This window comes from Syntrophaceae bacterium, assembly GCA_013177795.1.
Taxonomy (GTDB): domain Bacteria; phylum Desulfobacterota; class Syntrophia; order Syntrophales; family UBA2192; genus UBA2192.
The window spans coordinates 472,995-489,731 of record JABLXY010000002.1 but is presented as its reverse complement, the minus strand read 5'-3'; the positions used below and the strand labels follow the sequence as shown (position 1 = coordinate 489,731).

Below are 16,737 nucleotides of genomic sequence, written 5' to 3'. Positions count from 1 at the left end.
ACGGGAAGGCCCGCCCCGAACCGGCCGGCACACGGGGCGCCGATCGGCGCCGTCAAGATTGCCTGGACATGCAGCGCGGCAGGCCGTATACTCTGCCCCTGTCGGATCTGACGGGACAAAGACCACCCAAGAACGGAGGCATACACATGGCAGAGGAAAAAGGACTGAACAAGCCGGTAAAGCTGAAGGCGGACCTTGCGGCCTTCCTGGGGGCCGACGCGCTGCCCCGCACCGAGATCACGAAGAGGCTGTGGGACTACATCAAGGCCAATGGGCTGCAGACCAGCACGGTCAACGGTAAGCCCGAGAACGCCGGCAAGTTCATCGTGGCCGATGCGAAGCTCGTCAAGATCTTCAACAACACGCAGACCAAGACGAAGTCCGGCAAGGTCGTCGACTTCACGAACCTCAAGGAAGGCGAGACGATCGACATGATGCAGATGGCGGCGGTGGTAAGCGCCAACATCGAATAAGCAAAGGGGGCACCGCAGACATGGAAGGCAGGCAGGCCCGACGGCCTGCCTGCATTGCTTACCCGCCGAACACCACCTCAACGGGGATGCCTTCCCTCTCGAAAGCCGCCTTCAGCTCCTTCGCCTTCCCCGAGAAAAAAGAATCCTCCCGGGCCCACTCCATCCGGTTGTTCCTGTAGACCCGGTCGGCATAGGCGTAATTGAGCCGGTCGATCAGGACGTAATCCACCTTTCCCGGGAGTTCCTCGATCAGCCCCTCCGCACCGGGGAGGATGGGCGCGATCATGGCGTACGTCCGGACCCCCCGCGCATGGAGGACATCCAGCGCGCGGACCCTGTCCCGGATGGGGGAGGCCCCGGGTTCGAAGAGCTTCCGCACGGTCTCGTCCGCCGTCGCGATGGAAAACCCGGCCTCGATGTCCTCGAACCGGGCCAGGATCTCGATATCCCGCAGGACGAGCGCCGACTTGGTTTGGATGGTCACGGGCCACCGGTTCTCGCGGAGAATCTCGAGGCAGCGTCCCGTCAGCCGGTACTTCTTCTCGACAGCCTGGTAGGGGTCGCAGACGCCGCTGACCCAGACCCTGCCCACGGGCTTTCTCCTGATTTCCCTCGCCAGGAGCTCCGGCGCGTTGATCTTGACGTCGACAAACGCGCCCCACGGCTCCCTGTGGCCGGTGAACCGCTTCATGAATGCGGCGTAGCAGTACCGGCACCCGTGGCTGCATCCCACGTAGGGATTCAGGGCATAGTCATAGACCTGGGACCTGGAGAGGACGGATTTTGCGGTGATCTCCCGGACGATCATGGGGTTCCGGCAGCCGGGCGTCCGGCGGGGTGCCGACTCGTCACTTGCCGCCGTCCTTGCGGTCCTTCGGGCCGAAGGGCAGCATCATGGAAAAGGGCTTCAGGAACGCTTCCACCTGGCGGAGGAATTGCCGCTGCATGCCGGACACCACGTCCCCGTATACATGGCCGCCGAGGGTGCCCTCGAACTCCTCCGACTCCAGCCTGCCGTCGGTGAACCGCTTCTCCTTCGAGCGGATGCGTGTGAGGCCGTTTACGGAGGAGATCTCCCTGTACGAGTAGTGGAAGCTGATGAAGGGGAAGACCCGCTGTTGCGGCTCGAGGACCTCCATCTCGCGGCCCTTTGTGCTCTCGATCTGACCGTCGGTTCCTTTCTTCGTGATCTCCTTTGGCATCGTGCAGCTCCTCGTGGCAATCCGTCGTGATCGTGACGCTGCAGGCACACCCCGTTCCCTATCCGTCAGGGGTACCTCGTCTCGCAGGCCCCGGGCGCCGTGGTCTGCTGCTGTCCAAAAGCCGCCCGTTTCGCAGCGCCGCGCCGAGGTGTATCGTTGCGGACGGCATGCCGTTTGTCAAGACGAAATCGGAAAAAAGGGGGACAGTCCCCATTTTTCGCCCGCATTCCCCGCCTTGCGACGCCCCCCCGTTCCCGGGACCGACCCGCCGAACCCAGATTTATATTGACGGGCCTCGGGTGAGGCGGTCTAAGATAAGCCCACTGTTGCATTGGGACCCCGGCGCGAAGTCCACACGGTTCTCGAAGGAGGGAGGAGCATGAAACGACACGGGATCGTTCTGGCGTTGGTGCTGGCGGGGGTTTGGACGTTGACGTCCCTCATCGGGTGCGCCGCGCCGAGCAGACCCCTGCGGGAGGACATCGCCCCGCGCGGCGGCGACGTGGAAAAGCTCCAGGCCCGCCTTGACCAGTTCGAGAAGAACTACGCGCAGACGGTGCGGGACATCCGGACCGGCCAGGCCAACCTCGGGGCCGATCTCGGGCTGGTCCGCGACGAGCTGCGGACGCTGCGGGGCCAGGTGGAGGGGGTGGACAGGGGCCGGGACCTGAAGAAACAGCTGGATGACCTGGCCGTCCGGGTCGGCAACATCGAAGCCGCCCTGAAGCAGGGCAAGGCGGAGACGGAGTGGCAACGACCCGAGACGGCGGCAGGGGGGCCTGCCGCGGAGGCGAAGACAGACCCGATGGCCGCCTACAACGAGTGCTACAAACTCTTCAAGGAGGGTCAGAACGCCAAGGCCCGGGAGGCGTTTCAGAAGTTCCTGAAACAGCACCCCAGGACGCCCTATTCGGGCAGCGCCCAGTTCTGGATCGCCGAGACCTGGTACGTCGAGGACCGGTACGAGAAGGCCATCGTCGAGTACGAGAAGGTGATCAAGGGTTTCCCGACGAGCGAGAAGGTGCCCCACGCCCTGTTGAAGCAGGGCATGTCGTTCCAGAAACTCGGTGACGACAAGAGCGCCAAGATCGTCTACCAGCAGATCGTGAAGAAATACCCCCAGACCCAGCAGGCCAAGGTCGCGCGGGCGAGATTGTCCGAGCTGAAATAGCGGGGGCCGGTGAAGGGTTCGGCACGCCGCCTCAGGCCTCGAGCATGAGGCATTTTCGAATGGGAGCCCGCCATTTTGCGCCCTGGACCGGATTGCGGCTTGGAAATAAACGGATCTCCGGACTTGCGCCGCCGCGGAAGAAGTTGTACCGACCCACCAATCTGACTTGGGGGTTGCCCGGCATGAAGAAGTTCTTGCTGACCGTCTTTGCGGGGGTATTGTCCCTGATGATCCTGTGTTCCTGCGCGTCGCGGGCCGCCCAGGTCAAGCAGGAGCGTTTTCATCGAACCGGTCTGGGTGCACAGGAAAGGGCGGTCATCCTGCTCGAGCGCCATGTGCACGACAACCAGAGAAAGGACTCCGAAGAGAAGGAACGGGAGCTGACGGAGTGCCTGCGGGCGGCGATGCGCTCCGACGGGCCGCTCATCGAGACCATCACGGGCAGCGACTTTCGATCGACGGCATTCCCGGGGCTGACATTCGACAACGCGCCTCGCGCACTCGAAGCCCTTCTTGATTCGTTGCAAAAGGGGGATGTGCAAGCCCGTGTATCGGCGATGAACGTCCGATATCTCATCGTGGTCGACATCCGGACATCGGCGCGTCATGCCTCATTCCGGGCCGCCGTCCTCGACACGAAGAACCGGGTCAAGTCAGGGACGGCATCCTCGGATGTCACAGGAAGGGTCGGAGACACGCTGGCGATCCTTTCAGGAACGGAACGCGAGGCCTGCTCCGGCCTGGGGAAGGCCGTGTACACGTTCATCACATCGGAAGAAGAGCCTGCGCCGGGCAAGACGCAATGACCCTGCACTCAAAAATGGCGTCTTTCCCCCCACTTTTTTACCCCAACTGAATAGTGCCTGCATCGCTATATGGCGGGGCAAGTCGCTTCTAAATCACCGCTGTGTTCGTGTTGCCTAGCCGTTGCGCTCCTTGACGAGTCTCGCCAGTTCGTTCACGACCCGCTCCAACTCCTCGATGAGGGGCGTCGTGCCGCCTTCCTTGAAGGCCGCCACAAGCTCCCGGTAGTACCAGAGGGTTTCCCCGCGGCTTGCGTTGAACCTCTCCCAGAGGGCCTCGCCCACGACCCGGTAATCCGCGAGGATCGCGCGTGCGTTGTGAACTTTATCGGCCGCGGACACGAGGCGTGCCGGAGGGGAGGCATGCCGCAGATGGGCGAGGTATTTCTCCTTCCGTTCGCGCCAGGGCGGCTTGGGGATGACCTCGGCGTCGGTGCACTCATTCACAATATCCACGACCCGCTGCCCGAAGCGGCGGCGGATTTCCTGCCGAGCCGCATCTCCTCCCCCGTCCTCGATGACATCGTGCAGAAGGGCCGCGATGGCCGCGTCCTCGTCCCCGCCGTTTTCGAGGACGATCGCGGCGACGGCCATCAGGTGAGCGATGTAGGGGATCTGCGTCCCCTTCCGGAGCTGCCTGCGATGCGCCCCGTGGGCGTAGGCCAGCGCTTCATCAAACCGCGAAGACAAAAACATTCAATATCCCTCTAAATAACATGTGTTGGCCATGTCGGGTCACCACGCCGACCGTGCCCCCAGTTTAAGCCGTTTGCAGACATCGGTTAATCGATCACCCAGATCCTTTCCCGTAGCCTCTCAGCTCGCGCAGGATCTCCAAGCTGGTCTTGCGGCCGATCCGTGCGGACCGGGACGCCTTGATCTTCGCCAGCAGCTCCCTTTTCTTCTCCTCGGCCTGGTAGACCAGAAAGCGCTGTTCGAACTGCTCGGGGGTGATCATCACGGCTCTGGCCTTCCTGCCCTTGCGTACCAGGACGGGTTCTCCCGTCATCTCAAGCTGTTCTAGGATCTGCCCGAGACGGTTCCGCAGCGTCATTGCTGTCACTTCCTTCATGCATCGCACCTCGCCTATCCGTGCCAAGCCTGACGCCTCATGAGATATATGTCAAGTGCGGAGTAGGGCTATATCCTCACGCACCGTCGCCTGCCTGCAGGCCGTAGAGCCGCTGCCAGACGTCCTCGTAGGCACGCGCCCGCGCCTTTCCCTGCCTGCGCGCAACGGAGTTCTTGAAGTTGGGGTAGTCGATGTCGAGGGCGATGTCCCGCAGGGCCTCGGCGAAGACCTCCCGCGGGACGCGCACGCGGTAGCGGTAGTCGGCGTATTGCGTCTCCTCGATCGCCCCGAGGCCGGGCAGATACCGTTCCTTGAGATTGAGCAGGTCCTGCCTCACCCTGGCGCGCACGGTCAGGTTCTGCTCACCCTCTTTCTGTACGATGCTGAAAAACCCGAAATCCGTCATGAGCCACATCGCCGCCCCCCCTGAATAGTCAGATTGTTCTCAGCGTTTCGGATGCGTATCAGGCGGCCCGCACACCGTCTCCGCCAGCCAGCCGATCGGCGTGTCGGGCGGGATCGGCCGGGGCCCGATTTCCCGGTATTTTCCCCTGTCGTCTGCCGTGTCGTGTAGGATGCGATGCTCGCGGTCGTAAAAAACGATGCGCATCAACGTGTAACGCCCCTTTCTGCAATCGATCACGTCATGTGAGATGGAATAGGCCACGTGAAACAGTTCCGGCAGGGCCTCGGCCACGGCCGCAGCAGCCTCCGGCCTGAGCATCTGCCTGGACGACACGCTCACGAGCGGGCCAACCCTCTTGACCGACGCGCGGTCGAAGTGGACCATCCCCCATTGCGTTTCGCCCAGCACGGCCCAATCCGCGGCTGCACACGGTTGGGCCGCCGCGAGGAAGGCCAGGAAAAGAGAAAGTGCCGTGATCCGCTTCATGTTGCCTCCCCCCTGTTGGAAACTGCGGCCGACACCGCCCCTCGCCCCAGGAGCGACTCGAAGAGGGCCGCCAGCATGGCCTCCTGCGAGATGCGCCGGCCCGCCGCCTCATGGAGTCCATCGACGGAAATCCCAAAGGCATCCCCCTCGCCGCCCCGTCGCGAGCTGAGCACCACCGGCGTCCGTGCCAGCTGCGGGCTTTGCCTCAACTTGCGCAGAAACTCGTAGCCCGTCCCGCCCGCGCGGGATAGCTCCGTGACGATGATGTCGGGAGCAAACCCCAGGAGCACCTGGAAGGCCTCGGCGTTGCCCGCCGCGTGGCGGATCACCGCCCCGGGCCATCGCGAGAGGATCACCCCCGTGACCAGGGCGCGCCCCTCAGGCTCGTCGTCGACGACGAGAAACCGCGGGGCCTGCGCCCGGGGCGCCCCCGTGCCCTCCGCGACTGCCCGCTCGAACATCCCGGGCTCGAAAAGCTGCTGCTGTACGTCTCTGCGATTTGATTGCGTCATCCCGTGACCTCCATCTTTCCCCCTCACCCTAACCCTCTCCCGCCCGGGGAGAGGGAATGAGGATCTTGCTCAGCTTCTCCACGGGGATCTTTGCCCTCTCCTCCTCTTCGAACCGCTTTCCGCAGTTCCTGCACCTGGGCATGGCGCGCAGCCTCACTTCACATTCAGCAGCCTGTCCATCGCAAAACCGACATTTTCGAGATCCAGCGGCAGCCTGAAGTAGGCATCCACGCCTGCAGCAATGGCCTGACCTTTGAAAATCGCATCCTCGAAGCCGCTGAGCATGATGACAGGCCTTCCGAATCGCGCCTTCAGGTGCCTGGCAAAATCCATGGTGCCCTTGAACGAGGGGTCGGGGGCCCACAGAGTCGTAAAGTTCACGACGAAGAGGTTGATCGGCGTCGCGGAGGCAAGGAGCAGGAAACTCTTGGTGGAATGGTGCACCATCCCCCGGATGTCCAGTACCCCCCTGTAGCGGTCAACCAGCCAGTCGAGAAAGCACTGTGCGACGTGGTTGTCCTTCGCGTCCGCTAGCAGCACGAGCACGCGCGGAAGCTTCTTCGACCTCTCCTCCTTCGCCTCCGAACCCACAGCCGCCAGTTCGCGGACCTTGGCCGTGAACTCTTCGAGTTTCACAGGCGCGGTAAAAAATACCGCTCGGGGGATTTTCGCCAGCTCGGCGATGAAGTCGTCCTGCACCCAGCCCGAGATGACGGCGATGCCCGCCCCCTTGCCGAACTTCCGCGTGAGCGTCACAAGGTCGGGCAGATACACGAAGGGGATCCCCAGGTTCGTCGGGATGACGACGTCGAAGCGGTTCTTCTCGAAGAGATCGAGCAGGATCGCCGGGTAGTACCGCGCGTCGAAAGGGTAATGCGTCACATCGCAGCCGGACTTCCCGAGCGCCTCCGACAGCAGCTCCTTCGCCTCGGCCTGCCCAGTGATGAGCAGGACCCGCGGCGGCCGCGCAAGGGCGGCCGGTTTCTCCACCCTTGCCGGCTTCTCCGGCTCCGCCTGCTTTCCGGCCCCTTTGGGGAATTTGTAGATCTTCGCCGTCATTGTTTCGCGCACCCCGTCAGCGCCCCGTCAGCCCCGCGGCGCGTCCCATCTCGTCGCCGATCTCCGCGGAGACGATCAGCAGCGACGACCTGCGGCTGCGGGGCGAATACGACAGGTGCGCGATCGCCTTCTCCCCGCGCCACTCGAACTCGGTTCCCGCGGCCGGCTCGGCGGGTCCCCCGAACTCGTCGAAGACCATCCTGCGGAAGGGCGCCCAGTTCCTCCTGCCCTGCGCGGAGAGCTCCACTCCGAAGAGGCGGCCCCGCCAGAACAGCAGATCGACCTCCACCTCTTCGTTGCCATCCACTTTGTCCTCCACACTATATCGGCACAGCTCCTCAAAGCCGTAGACGTTGCACCCGCGGGGCGCAAGACCCGTGTACTCGCCGACGGCGGCGCCCCACCGAATGTCCTCGATGCCCTCTGCCGGCTCGGAGCCTGGCCTGAAGGCCATGGCCGCCGGCCTCTCCCTAGCAGGACCCGCGTCTGAGCCCGCAGGCTCCATGGCATACAGCGCGGCCCCCAGGAGCGACAGAACCGCAACGGCGATACAAACCAGGCCTTTCATGACGTCACCTCCGTGGTATTCCCTTACAATGTCGGTCTGCATTGCTCTTTCGTGCTCTTTATGCCGGGCCGCACCGACTTGTGCTCCGGCCCTCAGGTCCCTCTCATCCCTGCACTCTCCCGCGGTGGGGAGAGGGGAAAAGGGGCCGGAGAGCCCCCGGGTGGAAAATGGGGACTGTCCCCATTTTTCCCCCGGCCGCATTCACTTCACCCGCGGAACCCGCGCCTGCGCGAGAGTCCCGACATGTGCCCCGCCCTCTCGGCCTCGGTCACGCGGAAGAAGGCCGCGTGGATGAGCGCCTTGTTGTAGACCAGGGCCGAGCCCACCATGCCCCTGCCCTCGAGGCGGAAGTCCCAGCCGTGCCCCACGGACTTGAAGCGCTGCCCCGTGCAGGCCAGGGCCTCGGCGAGGAACGCCTGCGGTGCGCCCTCGGGGACGGGCTTCCCGTCCCTGCCGCCCAGCGCGACGGCCTCCATGGCGTAGCTCTTGACGAGCTTGGGGTGCAGCGAGGCGTAGGCCGACTCGAGCGACACCATGTCCATCCCGGCCGCCCTGCCGTCGATGAGGACGAAGAGGCCCTTCTGGCCGGGCAGGCAGACGAACTTGCCCAGGTACTCGTCGATGTCCCCCGCCCGGGAGTCGAAGGCGTCCTTCATGGCGCCCGTGGAGGAGTCCACGCGGCAGTCCTGGAGCACGTCCGCGACGTTGTCCCACACGGCCCCCTGGTCTGACCGGAACAGCAGGCCCGCCTTGAGGCTCTCCGTCACGCTCCGCTTGGCCACGCCCCGCACCCGGTGGGCCGCGATGTGGCCCGAGTCGTCGAAGCGCTCCGACACGTACGACCAGCGCCCCTGCTCGGTGCAGCTCACGGGGATGATTGTCTCGGACTGGCGCCGAAGCAGGATCGTCGTGTTGACGATGCGGTTCTGCTTGGCCCCGGCCAGCTCCTCCCCATCCAGGATGAGCACGGCAACGGAAGCGCTGTTGACGACCTTGAGCTCCGGCACCGTGCCCCCCGCGCTCACCTCGGTGACCGTGAGAAACCCGCCCGCGAGGGCCTCCTTCATGGTCATGTACTGCGGGCCGCCGTCGACGGCCGCAAAGATCGGCCAGACGGCCATGTTGCGGTGCCGCTGCACCTCGCCGAACCTGATGCCCTCCAGATGGCCCCTGATCGCATTCTCCATAAGCCCCCCTCCCTCCCGGCGGAAACAGGCGGCCGGGAGTTTTGTGATTGTCTGAGCCCATTATCGCCACTCCTTCCTTATATAAAAGGCCGCCCCGACAGCCCTCTGTCGGGGGAAAATCCCCATCCACAACTTTCCCTCTCCCTCGGCGGGAGAGGGTCAGGGTGAGGGGGGGAAGTTTCCGTTCTGAGTATCTCGAATGGTTTCACCGCCCGGGGTTTTCACCCCTTCAACGCCCTGATCCAGCGCAAAAATCATCCCTGCAAATTGAAAGTCGCTGTTTCATATGGTAAGGCATGATTCAGCGAAACCCCAAGACCGCAAAGGTTGTCATGGCTGAATCGCCGCCCTCAGACTACCCTTTCAGCTTGCCCTCTCCGCAAGCGCGACGTTATTCCGTCTTGACATCATAGCGTTATGATGCTACGCTTGCACCCGAGGTGAGCAAATGAGTGAATCCGCAAAGCGTTCCACAATCTACCTGGACCCCGATCTGCACCGCGCATTGCGCCTCAAGGCGATCCATACCGGGCGTTCCATGTCCGATCTCGTCAATGAGACCATTCGCATGGCCTTGCGCGAAGACCAGGAGGATCTTGCAGCTTTTGATGAGCGCGTCAGGGAACCGGAAATGACGTACGAAGCGCTCCTGAAGGATCTGAAGGCGCATGGGAAAATATGAGCTCGCCTTCAAGAAATCCGTGGCCAAGGATCTGCGGGCGTTTCCCTCGAAAGATGTCCATCGCATCCTGAAGTGCTTTGAGCTGCTGGCGCAAAATCCCCGCCCCCCCGGATGTGAAAAGCTCTCCGGCCAGGAGCGATATCGGCTGCGCCAGGGAGTCTATCGCATCATCTATGAAATTCAGGATGATCGGTCAAAGGTCATCGTGGTGAAGGTTGGCCACCGGCGGGATGTCTACAGGACAGATCGGTAGGATGGGCCAATCCTTTGCCCCACTTCCCCCCCTTCACAGAGATACTGTGTCGCAATCGGGAAATTGAACGAATTTTGTCATGCCCGCGAAGCTTGTCCTCGCGAAGGCGGGGAGCGGGCATCCGGAAGTCCTGAAAAGGCTGGTTTCCGCACCGCGCTCCGCTTGTGCGGAATGATGAAAGAGGCATTACGACACAGCCTCAAAGGGGGTCAGGGGGATTTCCTTGTTTCTGCCTGCTCTTCTTCTCCGGATTCCTGAAGCCCGACGCCGGAAGCCCTCTTTGTGTCACTGCAGCGACGCTGCCCTGGAAAGAGGGTGAAATTCCCTGGTCCATCAGCCCCTCGTGCGCGACGGGAGAGGCATTCACACATTTCCCTCTTCCCTGGCGGGGGGCCCTTCGACCGGATCAGGGCCGTGCGTCGGTTCGCCAAGCTCGCGACCCTGAGCGAGTCGAAGGGTTTATCGAACGGTGCCAGGGAAAGGGAGAACGAAACCGGCAAAATACTTGCATTCATTGGCTTTTCATGCCAGATAGAAGCAGCGTGTCGCCTGACGCATTCAGCGGGAAAGGTACCCGGCGGCAGAACTGAAGGAGTAGACGATGAAGACACGGGAAGACATCTTGCAGATCCTCGCTCGAGAAAAGCGCAACCTGGCAGCGCAGTTCAAGGTGCAGAGTATCGCCCTGTTCGGCTCCTACGCCCGAAACGAACAGCGGCAGGACAGCGACGTGGATATTCTCGTGGACGTCGACCTCTCGATCGGACTGGAATTCGTCACCCTCGCGGACCGCATCGAGAAGATGCTCGGGCTTCCCGTGGAACTGGTGTCCCGCGGTGCCATCAAGCGCCGTTATCTCAAAGCCATCGAGCAGGACTTGATTTATGTCTAAGCGGACGGCGAACTCCTCCTGGACGACATCCGGGAAGCCATCGACAAGATCGAGCGATACACCAGGGACCTCTCGCTGGAGGGATTCATGGCGGATGAGAAAACCCAAGATGCGTCGTGAGAAATCTCGAGATTATCGGGGAGGCGGCAAATCGTCTGCCCCAGGAGTTCAAAGCGCAATTCGCCGACATCGAGTGGCCGAAAATCGTCGGGCTGCGATACCGCATCGTGCATGACTACTTCGGAATCGATCTGAAGATCATCTGGCGCATCATCAACGAGGACCTGCGCGTGTTCAAGGCGCGACTGCAGTGACCGCGCCCGTCTGCTGAAATCGCCGGCCGCCCAGGATATGATTTTCGCATGCGGCAATGTATGGGATGACTCCTGGGCACTGTTCCTTTCTCCCGACTCCCGATTCCGCCGCTTTGCGGCCCTGTCTTGCGGCTCTTCTACTTTTACCCCTTGAACCCATGAACCCGTATCGACAGCGAAGCTGCTTGCCCGGCAAACCTCTTGCATAAATAGATCGCATCGTGGAACAGAGAGAGTGCCCCATGACAGCCCAGAAGAACACCCACAGGCGCCTGATGCGCGTGGGCCAGATGCTGAAGCTCCTCCTGGAGAAGGAGCGGGTGACGACGGCCACCCTTAGCCGGGAGTTTCACACAACGGCCCGCACCATCCAGCGGGACCTCGCCTTCCTCAAGCAGTGCGGCTTCCCCGTCACCGAGGCAGGCCCTGGCATCTATCGCCTCGATAAGGACATCTTCAAGAATTACGAGCTCTTCGACGAAAACGAGCTGGCCCTCATCGTGGCCCTCAAGTGCGCCGTCTCCCAGTTGGGCGAGCCCTTCCAGAAGGCCGCAGGCGAGGTCTTCAACCGCCTCTACCAGGCCTCGGCCTCCCAGCCCGTCTACATCCACGTCGACGAGTCGGTGCCCCTCGATGCCCGTCTCATGAACCGGCTCCTCAAGGCCATCCGCCTCAGAAGGCGCCTAACCTTCCACTACACCTCGGGAAAGAACACCCACCCGGCCACAGCCGACCCCTACCGCATCGTCCACTACGACGGCTTCTGGTACCTCGTGGCAAAAGAGGACGGCACGGGCATCGTCAAGCGCTACGCCCTGGACAAGCTGAAAGATCTCAAGATGCTGCCTGAGAGCTTCCCCGCCGTGCCTGCCAACCTCGACGAGCTGCTGCGGCAGAGCGCGAACATCTGGTTTTGCGAGGAGCGCAACCTGGAGGTGCTCATCGAGGTGAACCCGAAAGCGGCCGACTACTTCAGGCGGCGGAAGATCTTCCCCACGCAGGAGATCAGGGAAACGAAGCCCGACGGGTCGCTCATCGTCAGCCTGAAGGTGGGACACTTCGGGGAGGTGAGGGAAACGCTCAAGATGTGGCTGCCGAACATCAAGGTGCTCGGGCCGGCTGAATTCAGGACAGGTTTCGAAGTGGAAATTAATTCGTGGCTGACATGGCAGAGGCAAAAACTATGAGCAATGGAGTCTATCGAATCGCAACGATTTGTCCAGAAGGAATGTCTGATGCTCTGAAGGCATTTTTTGCAATGCCTGCTACAGATGACGTTACATCAAATATGAAGATGAGAGATCTCATTGCTATAAATTATCCCTGTTTCGCTGCACAACAAAACCGGAATAGCCAACTTTTTCAGATAACATTCATCTCTGAATTAGATAGATAGTGCCGGTGGCAAACGAGTGAAAAAAATTTCTTAATCTTTATGTTACTTAAGGCTCCCATCTTTCGCATCCTTTCTGTGCGGCAGTTATCTCGACAGCTTCAATGACACCGGCGAACACATTGTTCTTCCAGTTTGCAGGCATTGAATTAGAGCCAATGAATCGACACACTTCAATCTCAAAACGGACTGGTCTCGCTTGGTACATTGTCTCCCAATATTTAATGAGACACTCCTTACGTTTCATCAGCAATGGCCTTGAAGGAAGTTTGTCTCGCTTCATATTATTAATTCTAGGAAGGACGGGCATGAGATTCCACAAGTCATTGTTGTGCCACAATGAATACGGGATAACATGGTCTACATCAAAGCTACCTGAAATCTTCTTGCCGGACCAAGTGCATTCCACATCATCTAGTTTGACATAAGTTGATCTTGCCTCATTGACATCCCGTTCCGAAAAAGGGCGACGCAAAAGCAAATCTATTAGTTCACTGACCTTAATCTCTTTTCCTGCGATTTCTGACGTAAGCTCTGCCCAACGCAATATTACTGCATCGCGTATCCAATATCCTAATAGTGAAAATTCACGCCATATTTTCGAATCCACAATTATATTTTTCGTTTCGCTATCATATGAAAATAAACGCCCTGTTTCTAATGCCCCACCGGCATATTTAACTGGGCCTTTTATAATTGTATTTGCTATATTTCTAAGTGTCGCGTGAAGGTCAGGCATAACGTGATGCGGCAATGCACGTGATCTATAATCCAGGACGAACTGGGTCATTCCTCCACGCAGACGATACTTGTCAACCAATTCCGTCATAGGCCTACGGAATGATAGTGGCTTCTTGCACTTTGGATTTTCACCTCTTATTTGAGGGATAAATTCAGCAGATTCTATGAGGGGCCAATAGTAGTAGAGCCATTTTTCCGTCACAGCATCCAGCGGAATTGCAACTTGCCCATTAGGCAACCAATATATTCTATTATATTCCGTAATCGCTATTTCACTTAAAGCGCGGAATAGAGCTAATTTGTATGTTGCTGTTTTCTTGTCCCGGCTGAGAACTCCTTCTATCTGATCAAGAGGTTTCAGAATTCCAGAGTTATTCAGTTGGAATAATATTGTGCACCAACTAATACCCTTGCGCTGAAGCGCATCCTCCGAATCCCATTTATCTATCACCACAAATCCAAGACGCTCAAAAAGAAGCTCCAAATATTCAGGGCTTATTTGATTGAATAAGCGCCCATTCTTATCCCTGTTATTATCGTTAATCCCGGTTCGGTGCCTGTGGACTGCACCCCTTGAGTTGGACAAAATGTGTTAGAGTACCGGGCAGGACCCCCGATCCCCACGAGGGGGAGAAAGGATCTTGCCATGAAGCCACGCAGAACCTTCAGCAACGAGTCAAGCGTCAGGTGATCGAAGAGTACCTGAGCGGGGTCAGCACGGCGGCGCAGCTGATGCGCCGTCACGAGATCTCGTCGGGGCTGCTGTATCACTGGAAGGATCAGTACACCAAGGGGCGCTTTGATAACCCTCCCAGTCACGAAGCGGCCCTGGAGGAGCGCGTCCGTCAGCTCGAGCAGCTGGTGGGCCGGCTCACCCTGGAGAACGAGTTTTTAAAAAAAGCCGTGCAGCGAAGCCTCGCACCGCCGAAGAGAAGCGGCGGTTCATCGCTGAGCATCGTGCCCTCGTCGAAAGCATCGAAAGGGGGTGCGAGCTGATGAACCTGCCCCGCAGCACGTACTACCATCAGTCAAAGAGTGTCAATCATCGCCTTAATCGAGCCACCGATATTCGCCGTAATGAAGCCAGTGACAGAGGGTTACAAAGGGGGTTCGGACCCCTCATTCATTCCGCCGATTTCACCTCCTTTCGGGAGATGGATTTGTGCTCTTTGACAGCTGGAACGGCCGTTTTGGGCTGCGCCCGTGCGTCACGATAGCTCTTTCCGTCGAGGACGACCTTGTAGGCGCCGTGACGGAGCCGGTCGATGGTGGCGGCGCCCAGGATGCGGTTCGGAAACGCATCGGGCCATTCCGGGATGTCGAGGTTTGAGGTCACGAGCGTGCTTTTGCGCTCGTAGCGCTCGGAGATGACATCGTGGAAGTCCTCGTCCTGGGGGCCCTTGAGGGGCTTGAGTCCGAAGTCGTCGATGATCAAGAGATCGATCGAGGTCAATCGGGCCAGGAGCCGGTCGTAGCCGTTTGCGGCCCGGGCGGCATGGAGCTGGGCCAGCATCCGGGCGGCGCTCGTGAACAGGACGTCATGGCCGGCGCGGATCGCGCAGTGGCCCAGGGCCTGGGCGATGTGGCTCTTGCCGGTGCCGCAGGGGCCGACGACGATGACGCTGACCTTCTCGTCCATGAACCGGCAGGAGGCCAGCTCGAGGATGAGGGCGCGGTTGATCGAGGCATTAAAAGTGAAGTCAAACTCCTCGAGGGTCTTCTGGTTGCGGAAGTTGGCCCGGCGGATGGCCGAAGCGAGGCGTTTCTGGCTCCTGCGGGCGATCTCGTCCTGGATGATCGTGGCCAGGAAGTCCATGTAGGAGAACTTCTCCTCGATGGCCTGCCGGTTACGGGCCTCGATGGAGTCCAGGATCCCGGAGAGGCGAAGCTGCTTGAGCAGGGGGATGAGCTCGGGCATGGGGTTCATGGCGCTCACCTCCTCAATGCAGCGGCTGCTCGCCGGCACCGCGCAGGAACCGGCCCTGCAGGGTGTAGACCGTGGAGAGCGGCGGTGGGGCCGCCTCCACCGGCGCCTGATCCAGGCCCTGCTTCAGGATCTCCTTGACGGTTCGATACCGGGGATTGTCGAAGTGCAGCGCCCGTCGGCAGGCGCTCTCCAGCCGCGCAGCCCCGTAGGGCTTCCCCAGGGCGACGATGCCCTGGGCGGCGCGGAGATTGTCCAGGACGCGGCTGCTGAAGAGCCGCTCGATGAGCTCACGGCACGCGGGCCCGATCGCCTCGGCCTGTCGAAGGCACCACTGGGGGTCCCGAAGCTTGTACGCCAGGGCCTCGGGCGGCATGTGGTCATCGACCGTGGATCGCTGGCCGGGCCGGTGAAGCCGCGCATGGCAGGCCACGAGCGCCAGGGCGTGATAGAGCTTGACCGTGGTGTCTGTGGCCTTGAGCCACAGTTCGCGGCCGATGAGCTGAAACGGCACCGAGTAGTACGCCTTCTCGAACTGGACATGGCCGTTGCCGTGGACCTTGACGTGGCTCCAGGCGGCGATCTCGACCGGGACTGCCGGCAGGGGCTTCAGCATCGCCTTCTCCGCCTCGGCAAAGAGGCTCAGCGGCTTTTGACGGGTCGTGCCGTGGATGCGGTTTCCGGCCGTCTCCAGGCACCATCGCCGAAGCTGCCCGTTGGCGTCGGCCAGGGATCGAAACTCGCGCAGGGGGACGAAGGAGCCCTTGACGTACTTCACGCCGCTCTCGACGCGCCCCTTCTTCTTGGGATCCCCCGGCGGGCACGGCGAGATCAGAAACCCGTAGCCTTCGGCCAGCTCCGCATAGGAGCGCTGAACGTCCGGGTCATGGAAGCAGGCACGCGTTATGGCGCTCTTGAGGTTGTCGATGATCATCTTGCCGGGGATGCCGCCGAAGTACTCGAAGGCACGGCGGTGACAGGCAAGCCAGGTCGACACGCTCTGGTCCGTGACGACCTCGGCGTAGACATGGCGGCTGAAGCACAGGGTCATCACGAAGACCCACGTCTTCAGCACGCAGCCCGTGAAGGCGTCCCGGATATCGGGCCCCTTGCCGAAGTCGACCTGGGCCGCCTCGCCCGGCTCAAACTCCAGCACGCAGCTCGCCTGCGGCTGCCGAAGCCGCAAGCGAAGCACCAAACGGCGAACGGACGAGTAGCTGCCGCGAAAGCCGAACCGATCGACCAGGGCCCGGTAGATCGTCGTCATGCGAACGCCCTGCTCGACCCACTGGCGGATCTGATCCGTAAAGGGAAGCGACCGGGATACATGGGTGGGATTGACCGCCGGCTTGATCTCGAAGGCCGCCGCCAGGGCCTCATCGTCGGGCAGCGGCCCCTTGCCCAGCCAGCCGTTTTGTTCGGCGATCCGGCGGACCTGCTTGCACTTGCCGCGGCCCATCAGCTTCGCCAGGGCGATCGTGCGGTCGCTCTCGCCCATGCGCATGCGGTGAATCACGTTTCGGTACTGGTACATCTCGAACCTCCTGTTGCTCATGTCCATGCTCCTCCCGGCTTTCGGCATTGACCGGGAGTATAGCA

General features: G+C 61.0%; 21 protein-coding genes and 1 pseudogene. 9 read left to right on the top strand and 13 right to left on the bottom strand.

Features of this window, described 5'->3' with window-relative positions:
* The first annotated feature begins 146 nt into the window (after positions 1-146).
* Positions 147-473, top strand: coding sequence for a hypothetical protein (locus HPY67_07245; protein NPV04509.1), 327 nt, complete (start codon positions 147-149; stop codon positions 471-473).
* A gap of 58 nt (positions 474-531) precedes the next feature.
* On the opposite strand, the gene HPY67_07240 is transcribed toward HPY67_07245, so the two are convergent.
* Together HPY67_07240 and HPY67_07235 are read right to left on the bottom strand one after the other, a co-directional pair.
* Positions 532-1,281: a radical SAM protein gene (locus HPY67_07240; GenBank protein NPV04508.1), complete on the bottom strand. Its 750-nt coding sequence runs from the start codon at positions 1,279-1,281 to the stop codon at positions 532-534.
* A gap of 40 nt (positions 1,282-1,321) precedes the next feature.
* Positions 1,322-1,675, bottom strand: a complete 354-nt coding sequence (locus tag HPY67_07235; protein ID NPV04507.1) for a hypothetical protein — start codon at positions 1,673-1,675, stop codon at positions 1,322-1,324.
* A 379-nt stretch (positions 1,676-2,054) separates the two neighbouring features.
* Here HPY67_07235 and ybgF point away from each other — a divergent pair, with 379 nt between their 5' ends.
* Both ybgF and HPY67_07225 read left to right on the top strand, forming a co-directional pair.
* Positions 2,055-2,846 carry a tol-pal system protein YbgF gene (ybgF, locus tag HPY67_07230; GenBank protein NPV04506.1) on the top strand — a complete coding sequence of 264 codons (792 nt, stop codon included), beginning with the start codon at positions 2,055-2,057 and terminating at the stop codon, positions 2,844-2,846.
* A 182-nt stretch (positions 2,847-3,028) separates the two neighbouring features.
* Entirely contained in the window at positions 3,029-3,652 is a 624-nt protein-coding gene (locus HPY67_07225) for a hypothetical protein (protein ID NPV04505.1), read from the top strand.
* A gap of 114 nt (positions 3,653-3,766) precedes the next feature.
* Here HPY67_07225 and HPY67_07220 read toward each other — a convergent pair whose 3' ends face one another.
* From HPY67_07220 to HPY67_07185, 8 genes are all read right to left on the bottom strand, one after another.
* Positions 3,767-4,345 (bottom strand): HD domain-containing protein, encoded by a 579-nt coding sequence (locus tag HPY67_07220; GenBank protein ID NPV04504.1) that lies wholly within the window; start codon positions 4,343-4,345, stop codon positions 3,767-3,769.
* Between the two features lie 94 nt (positions 4,346-4,439).
* A complete protein-coding gene (locus tag HPY67_07215; protein NPV04503.1) occupies positions 4,440-4,703 on the bottom strand; it encodes a hypothetical protein in 264 nt (87 codons plus the stop codon).
* Positions 4,704-4,797: 94 nt separating this feature from the next.
* Positions 4,798-5,136 (bottom strand): hypothetical protein, encoded by a 339-nt coding sequence (locus tag HPY67_07210; protein NPV04502.1) that lies wholly within the window; start codon positions 5,134-5,136, stop codon positions 4,798-4,800.
* A gap of 30 nt (positions 5,137-5,166) precedes the next feature.
* Positions 5,167-5,613: a hypothetical protein gene (locus tag HPY67_07205; protein ID NPV04501.1), complete on the bottom strand. Its 447-nt coding sequence runs from the start codon at positions 5,611-5,613 to the stop codon at positions 5,167-5,169.
* Positions 5,610-6,125, bottom strand: a complete 516-nt coding sequence (locus HPY67_07200) for a response regulator (protein NPV04500.1) — start codon at positions 6,123-6,125, stop codon at positions 5,610-5,612. Before HPY67_07200 ends, HPY67_07205 begins: the two co-directional genes overlap by 4 nt.
* Before the next feature lie 153 nt (positions 6,126-6,278).
* A complete protein-coding gene (locus tag HPY67_07195) occupies positions 6,279-7,184 on the bottom strand; it encodes a hypothetical protein (protein ID NPV04499.1) in 906 nt (301 codons plus the stop codon).
* Positions 7,185-7,200: 16 nt separating this feature from the next.
* A complete protein-coding gene (locus HPY67_07190) occupies positions 7,201-7,752 on the bottom strand; it encodes a hypothetical protein (GenBank protein ID NPV04498.1) in 552 nt (183 codons plus the stop codon).
* A gap of 206 nt (positions 7,753-7,958) precedes the next feature.
* Entirely contained in the window at positions 7,959-8,939 is a 981-nt protein-coding gene (locus tag HPY67_07185) for a hypothetical protein (protein NPV04497.1), read from the bottom strand.
* Between the two features lie 448 nt (positions 8,940-9,387).
* Between HPY67_07185 and HPY67_07180 the strand changes: the two genes are divergently transcribed.
* From HPY67_07180 to HPY67_07160, 5 genes and pseudogenes are all read left to right on the top strand, one after another.
* Positions 9,388-9,621 (top strand): CopG family transcriptional regulator, encoded by a 234-nt coding sequence (locus HPY67_07180; protein ID NPV04496.1) that lies wholly within the window; start codon positions 9,388-9,390, stop codon positions 9,619-9,621.
* Positions 9,608-9,874 (top strand): type II toxin-antitoxin system RelE/ParE family toxin, encoded by a 267-nt coding sequence (locus HPY67_07175; GenBank protein ID NPV04495.1) that lies wholly within the window; start codon positions 9,608-9,610, stop codon positions 9,872-9,874. The genes HPY67_07180 and HPY67_07175 overlap by 14 nt, the downstream gene beginning before the upstream one ends.
* A 601-nt stretch (positions 9,875-10,475) precedes the next feature.
* The gene (locus tag HPY67_07170; protein NPV04494.1) at positions 10,476-10,766 is read left to right on the top strand and encodes a nucleotidyltransferase; all 291 of its coding nucleotides are present in this window, start codon (positions 10,476-10,478) and stop codon (positions 10,764-10,766) included.
* An 87-nt stretch (positions 10,767-10,853) separates the two neighbouring features.
* Positions 10,854-11,080 (top strand): annotated as a pseudogene (locus HPY67_07165) (DUF86 domain-containing protein).
* A gap of 242 nt (positions 11,081-11,322) precedes the next feature.
* Positions 11,323-12,267: a transcriptional regulator gene (locus HPY67_07160; GenBank protein ID NPV04493.1), complete on the top strand. Its 945-nt coding sequence runs from the start codon at positions 11,323-11,325 to the stop codon at positions 12,265-12,267.
* Positions 12,268-12,522: 255 nt separating this feature from the next.
* On the opposite strand, the gene HPY67_07155 is transcribed toward HPY67_07160, so the two are convergent.
* Positions 12,523-13,698, bottom strand: a complete 1,176-nt coding sequence (locus HPY67_07155) for a hypothetical protein (GenBank protein NPV04492.1) — start codon at positions 13,696-13,698, stop codon at positions 12,523-12,525.
* A gap of 203 nt (positions 13,699-13,901) precedes the next feature.
* On the opposite strand from HPY67_07155, the gene HPY67_07150 reads away from it, so the two are divergent.
* A complete protein-coding gene (locus tag HPY67_07150) occupies positions 13,902-14,210 on the top strand; it encodes a transposase (GenBank protein ID NPV04491.1) in 309 nt (102 codons plus the stop codon).
* Between the two features lie 127 nt (positions 14,211-14,337).
* Here the strand turns inward: HPY67_07150 and HPY67_07145 are convergent, their stop codons facing one another.
* Together HPY67_07145 and HPY67_07140 are read right to left on the bottom strand one after the other, a co-directional pair.
* Positions 14,338-15,141 carry an ATP-binding protein gene (locus tag HPY67_07145; protein ID NPV04490.1) on the bottom strand — a complete coding sequence of 268 codons (804 nt, stop codon included), beginning with the start codon at positions 15,139-15,141 and terminating at the stop codon, positions 14,338-14,340.
* A 13-nt stretch (positions 15,142-15,154) separates the two neighbouring features.
* The gene (locus HPY67_07140; GenBank protein ID NPV04489.1) at positions 15,155-16,672 is read right to left on the bottom strand and encodes an IS21 family transposase; all 1,518 of its coding nucleotides are present in this window, start codon (positions 16,670-16,672) and stop codon (positions 15,155-15,157) included.
* Positions 16,673-16,737 lie beyond the last annotated feature (65 nt).